Below are 1,946 nucleotides of genomic sequence, written 5' to 3' on the forward strand. Positions count from 1 at the left end.
GCTCATGGCTTTGCGCGGCTGTGCCGCAGTCACATTACTCATCGCCCGATCCCCGCTTCGATGTTCATCTCGACCTCTTCAACGATCTGGTCAAAGCGGCCACTGGGCAATTCTTGGCGCAACGCGCGAATCAGCATCTGGTCCCGACTTTGCCAATGGGGATCGTTGCGGCGCGCCTGGATGCGCAGTTGCTTCATGTGAACCATCAGCCGTTGACGATCGCGCTGGATGTGCTTGAGCGCCGCCTTGGCCCGGTGGTACCAGGTCGGGTCGGCGTAGTGCCCGTCAGACTTGGCCAAGCCCTCCGCAACGCCGATTTGGCACTCCAGACGAATAGCGTCGCGGCAAAGTTCTTCCTCGAGCAGCTCGCACTCAGGAAGCGTCGGTGGAAGTTCGCGCGGACCATTCACTGGGCGTTTCTCGGCAGCACCAGCACGTTTTGTAACGGTTACCGTCATGCCGGCGTCACGCTTGGGCATCACGGTTGTTGATGTGGAACGTGGCCACAGATCAGAAAGTTTCATGGTCTGGTCTCCCCTTGCCGTATTTGCGGGTCGAAGTGGGTCGGTTCATCTCAACGTCCTCATCGCTGAACGATCCGGGGATCAATTCAACAAACCGGTGGTAAGCGCCTTGGTGTTGCACTCGGCAACTGCCGGTAGGTCCGTGGCGGTTCTTGTCGACGATCAGCTCGGTCACCCCGGCCTGCCCCGCTTCCGATTCGCCATCACGGTGGACCAGCACCACCACATCGCTGTCGGCCTCGATCTGGCCAGAGTCGCGCAGGTCGCTTTTGGTCGGGCGCTTGTTCGCGCGGCTGGCTGGTCCTCGGTTCAACTGCGCCAGCACCACCAGAGGCACACCAAGTTCCTTGGCCAAGCGCTTCAACCCTTTCGAGATGTCAGTCACTTGCTCATAACGGCTTGATGATTTGTTTTCGCCGTTGATGAGGCCGATGTAATCGATAGCGACCATTCCAAGCCCATGCTCGCGTTTGACGGTGCGACAGATTTGGCGAATGTCTCGCAGGGTCAACGTCGAGTCGTCACAGAAGATCAGCGGGGCATCGTTGAGCTTGCTCACTGCTGACGTCAGGCCTGGCCAGTCCGAGTCGGCCATCGAGTGGCCCTCGGCGATGTGCTTGAGTTGGACGCTACCGACCGACGCGAGCGAACGGTTCGTCAACTCGACATCGGTCATTTCCATCGAGAACACCAGCGCCGGCACTTGCTTGACCAGCGCCACACGCTCGGCGATGTTCAAGCCCAATGTGGTTTTCCCGCTGCCGGGCGTGCCGGCAATGACGACCATGTGCCCAGGGCAAATGCCGGGGATGAACGCATCTAGTGAGGTAAGCCCAGTATCAAACCCGAGACTCACTTCCTTGTTGAATCGCCGATCAATGCCGTCGACAGCTTCGGGCAGAATCTCGCCGATAAAGCGGTATCGGCGCCGAGCATCCAGACCTTCGGCTTCAAGCGCGATCCATGCCTGCTGGCCTTGGCTCAATACCTCATCCAGTGCGGCACCATCCTGCAAGCGCTCGCTCATGACCTGCGCGGCGGTGATCACCCGGCGAGCGACCGACCTTTGCTTGACGATCTTGCTGTAGGCGGTGAAGTTCGCCGCACTTGGCGTGTTCTGTGCGATGTGGGCTGCAACCGCCAGGGTGCTTTGGCCGTCGACCAGGTGCGATCGAGCGTCGGAAAGCGTTACCACATCGACCTGCAAAGATTTTGAACGCATCGCCAGCATGATTTCGAAGAGTTCGCCGCAGGCCGGATGATGGAAATCACTCGGCACCAGTCGAGCGCCAGCGTCGTCGATCAGATCCGGCTGATGGATCATGCTGCCGATCAGTGCGTATTCGGCATCGTGGCTGTACAGCGCCGAGTGGGGTACCTCGCGGTAGGTCGATTCGGCAATGTCTGGATAATCCATCATGC

General features: G+C 59.5%; 2 protein-coding genes. Both read right to left on the reverse strand.

What is annotated here, in order from left to right; genetic code table 11:
- Window positions 1-38: 38 nt before the first annotated feature.
- Complete coding sequence (locus tag CE491_RS00190) at window positions 39-524, reverse strand: hypothetical protein (protein ID WP_110946382.1); 486 nt, start codon at window positions 522-524, stop codon at window positions 39-41.
- Window positions 511-1,944 carry a replicative DNA helicase gene (locus tag CE491_RS00195; RefSeq protein ID WP_110946383.1) on the reverse strand — a complete coding sequence of 478 codons (1,434 nt, stop codon included), beginning with the start codon at window positions 1,942-1,944 and terminating at the stop codon, window positions 511-513. The genes CE491_RS00190 and CE491_RS00195 overlap by 14 nt, the downstream gene beginning before the upstream one ends.
- Between the last annotated feature and the right edge of the window lie 2 nt (window positions 1,945-1,946).

This window comes from Pseudomonas bohemica, assembly GCF_002934685.1.
GTDB classification, from domain to species: Bacteria; Pseudomonadota; Gammaproteobacteria; order Pseudomonadales; family Pseudomonadaceae; genus Aquipseudomonas; species Aquipseudomonas bohemica.

Coding starts and splice junctions, on each gene's coding strand:
- CE491_RS00190 (WP_110946382.1), bottom strand. CDS start 524: ATGAAACTTTCTGATCTGTGGCCACGTTCCACATCAACAACCGTGATG.
- CE491_RS00195 (WP_110946383.1), bottom strand. CDS start 1,944: ATGATGGATTATCCAGACATTGCCGAATCGACCTACCGCGAGGTACCC.